Consider the following 5,629-nt stretch of genomic DNA (forward strand, 5'->3'; position numbering starts at 1 on the left):
AGTTTTCCGTATGTTGAGACAGAAGACCAGCAAAAAGCTGTCGAAGAAGTTCTTGAAGACCTCGGAAGCAATAAACCTATGGATAGACTTATAAGCGGAGATGCCGGGTACGGAAAAACAGAAGTTGCATTGCGGGCTATTTTCAGAACGGTTGTCTCCGGAAAACAGGTTGCCGTGATGGTTCCCACAACAGTGCTTGCGCGTCAACACTTCGATAGCTTCGAGGGCAGGCTAAGTCCATTTGGGATAAAAGTCGAGATACTCGACAGGTACCGAACAGATACACAGAGAAACAGGCTTCTCAAGAAGCTGAAGAACGGCGAAGTCGATGTGGTCGTTGGAACCCACTCTTTGCTATCAAAAGAGGTGGGTTTTGCAGATCTCGGTCTGATTGTCGTGGATGAAGAACAGCTATTCGGGGTTCTGCAGAAGGAGCACTTCAAGAAGTTGAGATTGCAGATCAATGTTCTCTCAATGAGCGCAACGCCGATACCCAGAACACTGTATATGTCTCTGTCAGGCTTGAGAGACCTCTCGATAATATCTACACCGCCCGCCGGAAGAACTTCCCCGGAGATTTACGTCGGAGCGATCAACGACAGATTGATCAGAACGGCAGTGCTTAGGGAGACCAACAGAGGCGGACAGACGATTTTCGTACATAATAGAGTAACCGAATTGCCCGAGCTTTTGTCGAAACTCAGGAACCTACTTCCTGAGGTCAAGATTGAGGTCGCCCACGGTCAGATGAACAAAACCGCTTTTGAGCGCACCATTAGGGATTTCTATCTTGGCGAATTGGACATGCTTCTATGCACTACGATAATTGAAAGCGGGGTTGACGTACCGAACGCGAATACCCTGATCGTCGATGATTCGCAAAGGTACGGGCTTGCCCAACTTTACCAGCTGAGGGGGAGGGTAGGCAGAAGCAATCGAAGAGCTTTCTCTTACTTCCTCTATGATCCGAAGAGGCTCTCCGATCCTTCCAGAGAAAGGCTGAAGGCCCTTAAGGAGTTCTCTGTCGCCGGCAGTGGAATGAAGATCGCAATGAGAGACCTTGAAATAAGGGGATTTGGGACGCTGCTCGGTGCCGAACAGCATGGAAATATTAACTCCGTCGGCCTCTACTTGTATCGGGAGATGGTGGAAAAGGCGATGAGAGAACTGCGCGGAGAAGAGGATATTGGAGTTGAGGAGCGCGCGGTCGACACAGAACTGAAGAATATCCCGTTTGATATGGTTATTCCTGAAGATTACGTATCCGACTCGATTGAGAGATTGAAGATCTATCGAAGAATTGCAGTATGTAAAGAGGAGAATGAGATAGATGAACTGGAAAGGGAACTCATCGACAGATTCGGCCGTCTTCCCTCTCAAGTCACTTCTCTTCTCGATGCCTCACGCGTAAGACTAGGAGCCTTTAAGATCGGAATAAGTTCGGTTGAATATGATTCTTATTCAGAGAGCATCATTATGGTTCACAGTGAAAATCATATACGTGAGTCGCTCGGTATAAAGGGACGAAGGCTCGTAGTAAACGAGCGTGAAGGAAAATCGATTCTGTACGGAGTACCGGAGAGGCATCTGATGAAGACACTTAAAACTCTTTTCCTTGGAGCTGAGAGAGTTGTTCAATGATCGAATTTGCGCATTATCTACTCCCAGAGGAGTTTCGGCAACAGCTGTAGTAAGATGTTCTGGACAAGGAACGGTAGAGACTCTGCAAAATCTGCTGCCCGGTACAAGTATTCTCCGGCACAGAAGAGCCCAACTGACAACGTTTGCCGAAAATGATCGTTACATCGACGAAGTTGTAGTCACTTTCTTCAAAGGACCGGCTTCATACACAGGTGAGGATCTTGTGGAGCTTTCATTTCACGGCAATCCCCTGATAATAGAAAACGCTCTTAAGGCGCTATTTTCGGTGGGCTTTAGAATGGCCTTGCCAGGGGAGTTCACGAAACGGGCAGTACTGAATGGCAAGTTTGACCTAATTCATGCCGAAGCAATTAACGCCCTGATAACTTCAAAGACCGAAAAGGCTCTTGAAGCCGCAATCAAGAGCTTCAGAGGCGACCTGTCTGAAGAGGTTATTTCCTTCAGAGCGAAGATAATCGAGCTCCTTGCGACAGTAGAGGTGGAACTCAACTATCCCGAGGAGATTGAAACGGATTATTCGTCTCTTCTTGAAAGCCTTGTAGATCTCAGAAAAAGGATCGCCGAATTCATTGACAGTTCACAGAACGGCATCGTAATCTCACAGGGAATTAAGACGGCAATCGTAGGAGAGACAAATGTTGGAAAATCCACGTTACTGAATGCATTGCTGAAACGTGACAGGGCCATCGTTTCCGATCTGCCTGGAACGACGAGAGACACGATAGAGGAAGATCTCAATGTCGAGGGTGTGCTCTTCCGCGTAGTCGATACTGCTGGTATAAGAGAGGCAGAAGATGAGATCGAAGAACTTGGGATAGAAAGAACCCTCGAAGCTATTGAAGAGGCAGAATTGGTGATATTGTTGCTCGACCCTTACAACTACAGTGATAAAGACCTCGAGGAGGCTCTCAACAAAAAGGGAAAGCGATTGATTGTCGCGGCCAACAAGTCGGACATACGCAAGATAGAAAAGGGCTCTTACGATGTCGTAATAAGCGCAAGAACCGGCGAGGGCCTGAAAGATCTCGAAAGACTAATGCTGAAGCTGACCGAAGACATCACTTCTATTGGAAGTGACGTAATTATTAGTGCCAGACAGAAGCAGAAGCTCCTGGACGCTATGGATTTCATTGGCCGTTCTATAGAATCTGTAGAGAACGGTATGACGGTAGATGTCACAGGGACCATGATCGAGCAGGCTGCCAGAAGCCTCGACGATCTCCTCGGTACAAACGTAACAGAAGATCTGCTGGAAAGAATTTTCAGCGATTTCTGTGTTGGGAAGTGATTTAGTTGCTCGGAATCCTCTTATTGATAGTCGGCTCGGCCACGAGATTTGTTCTCTCCCCTCTCTGGTATTTCCTTGCAAGCGTCCCGGCCTACATAATCTATACGGTTCTGAGGAGGAAGTTTGATTATCGTCTTCTGTTGATTGCCCCGTTGATTCCAATCGCTGCAGAGGCAACTGCTCTTCTTCTTGGAAATTTCAGGGCGGGATTCCTTTTTGGAGACATAATCTGCATCATCACTGCATTGCTGGGGATGGGAGATGAACGCCCTAAAGAGAGATTGATAAAGAATCTCGGCCTCTCCGGTCCAGATAACAGGAAGAGAGTGTCTGCTATGTTCTACACATTTGGGAGGGTTGCTCAGATAGAGAAGGTAAATATGAGTCAGAGCTACGCGATAATACACGAAAACGCATTTCACTTTACGGTCGATATACCGGGCAGCGGAAGGGTCAGCATGAGAGTTCCGGTAGAAGAGATAGAGGAGGTCTCAGTACACATGAGCATGTCCTCCGGGGAACTGTATCTTCCATCGCTGAGGGATATGTTCTTGCCTGCAAAAAAAATCAAAATGATTGGCAAACCAAAAATAAAGGACTATTTCTTGCTAGTGAAGACTTCCGAAGATACCTATTCCTTCTATGAAGAGCCGGAGACAGTATTAAGAATTCAAGCAGAAATCGAAGAGGCAAAGAAGAGAGTCACATAGAGGTTCTGAGGGCGCCAATAGAAATCTGTCGACGATCAGTCCGGCTTTCGAATAAATCACTCGATGCTTTCCGCGCAGCTACGTATTTCACTTGGTCTTGTTTACTCGAAAATCCCGGGATCGTTTCAAGTATCACTTCCTCATACCTGCGATATAATGTCAGAAGGAAGCGAGGTGTTTGATATGAATGAAGAGAGAAAATATCATTTCGATACACTGTCTATTCATGCTGCTGAACAAGAGGATCAGAACCAGTCGCTCAACTCTCCTATATACATGACTTCGACGTTCACGTTTAAAGATCTCCAGCAGGCAGAAGACACATTTTCGTTCAGACGGCGGGCATACGTTTATACCAGAGGTGGTAACCCCACAATAAATCTCTTCGAGCAAAGGCTCGCAACACTAGAGAATGGAGCCGATGGAGTTGCCTTCTCTTCGGGTATGGCTGCAATTAGCTCTGTTGTCATGTCATTCGCGGCGGCAGGCGATTCGGTACTTGCCCACAGAAATCTCTACGGTTCAACATTCGGATTTCTAAATCATTTGATCACTAATTATGGCGTTAAGACACAGTTCATTGACATGACAGATCTAAACATCGTCGAGGAGTCTATTACTCCAGAAACAAGGGTGATGTACCTGGAAACGCCAACGAATCCAGCACTCGAGATAATTGATATAAAAGGACTCTGCGAAATCGCACATTCCAGAGGAGTAAAGGTAGTTGTAGACAACACATTCGCAACTCCCGTTTTTCAGAGACCTCTAGACTTCGGTGCCGACGTCGTGCTGCACAGTGCGACAAAATACATATCGGGTCACGGAGATGTTGTTGGTGGATTCGCAACTTCAAAGGACTTTGATTACGTCCAGAAACTTAAGTTTGGATATATGTGCGAACTTGGAGGGGTGTTGAGCCCATTCAACGCCTGGCTCCTCCTAAGAGGCATGAAGACGCTAGGTCTGAGAATGGAAAGGCATGAGAAGAATGCGACAGCAATAGCCAATTTTCTCAAAGCGCGCAAAGAAGTCGTAAAGACTTCATATCCGGGATTCGAAGACCACCCAGGTCACGAACTGGCTGCCAGGCAGATGCACGGCTTTGGAGGAATCATCAGCTTCGAACTGGACGGACCCAGAGAGAACGCAGAGAAGTTCGTTCGCAACCTGAAGCTTATCAAACTCGCAGTGTCACTCGGCGATGCCGAAACTCTTGTGGAAGTGCCTGCAATGATGACCCACAGAGACTATCCCGAAGAAGAGCTGCACAAATACGGCTTCTCTGCCAGAACTGTGAGGATTTCCGCCGGTCTGGAATATCACGAAGATATTCTCGCAGACATCGAATATGCTCTCGAAAAGGTCTTTAGACGATGAAAGCACTGATATTTGACAGAGAACTCAGGCTTGAAGAAGTTCCCTTACCGATAAGGATCCCCGGGACATCTCTGGTGAAGGTAAAACTCGCGGGAATATGCAATACCGACATTGAGATTACAAAGGGCTACATGAGCTTCCACGGAATTATAGGTCATGAACTTCTCGGAACGGTGATCGAGAGTGACTCGGATTTTCTTTCCGGAAAGCGTGTCACAACCGAAATTAACATACCCTGCAAAACCTGTGACCTGTGTCAAAAAGGACTTTTCAAACACTGCAGAAACATCCGGACGGTTGGTATTGACGACTACCCCGGTGTCTTTGCAGAGTACGCAGTACTGCCGGACGAAAACCTTCACGAAATTCCGGAATCTGTCTCAGATGAAAAAGCCCTGTTTATAGAACCCTTGGCCGCCGCGGTTAACGTTCTAGAATCCGTAGATTTCTCTTCTAGTCATAAGGTTTGCTTGATAGGAGATGGGAAACTGGGATTACTGATTTCAATGGTTCTTTCTGCAAATGGGATTAAACATCAGCTGATTGGTAAGCATGAAGATCGGCTCGAACTCCTGGGAACTGGTAATGC

General features: G+C 46.8%; 5 protein-coding genes. All 5 read left to right on the forward strand.

The genetic code is table 11. The features are described from left to right. The coding region (locus ENN47_05465) for a DEAD/DEAH box helicase (protein HDP77622.1) at positions 1 to 1,641 on the forward strand (1,641 nt) is incomplete at its 5' end. After that, positions 1,631 to 2,950 (forward strand): tRNA uridine-5-carboxymethylaminomethyl(34) synthesis GTPase MnmE, encoded by a 1,320-nt coding sequence (gene mnmE / locus ENN47_05470; protein ID HDP77623.1) that lies wholly within the window; start codon positions 1,631 to 1,633, stop codon positions 2,948 to 2,950. The genes ENN47_05465 and mnmE, both read left to right, overlap by 11 nt. Before the next feature lie 5 nt (positions 2,951 to 2,955). Further along, positions 2,956 to 3,660, forward strand: coding sequence for a hypothetical protein (locus tag ENN47_05475; protein HDP77624.1), 705 nt, complete (start codon positions 2,956 to 2,958; stop codon positions 3,658 to 3,660). 183 nt (positions 3,661 to 3,843) lie between these two features. Continuing rightward, positions 3,844 to 5,040 carry a PLP-dependent transferase gene (locus ENN47_05480; GenBank protein HDP77625.1) on the forward strand — a complete coding sequence of 399 codons (1,197 nt, stop codon included), beginning with the start codon at positions 3,844 to 3,846 and terminating at the stop codon, positions 5,038 to 5,040. Continuing rightward, positions 5,037 to 5,629 (forward strand): alcohol dehydrogenase (locus tag ENN47_05485; protein HDP77626.1); only part of this gene is annotated, 593 nt, incomplete at its 3' end. The genes ENN47_05480 and ENN47_05485, both read left to right, overlap by 4 nt.

Source organism: Mesotoga infera (assembly GCA_011045915.1).
Lineage (GTDB): Bacteria > Thermotogota > Thermotogae > Petrotogales > Kosmotogaceae > Mesotoga > Mesotoga infera_D.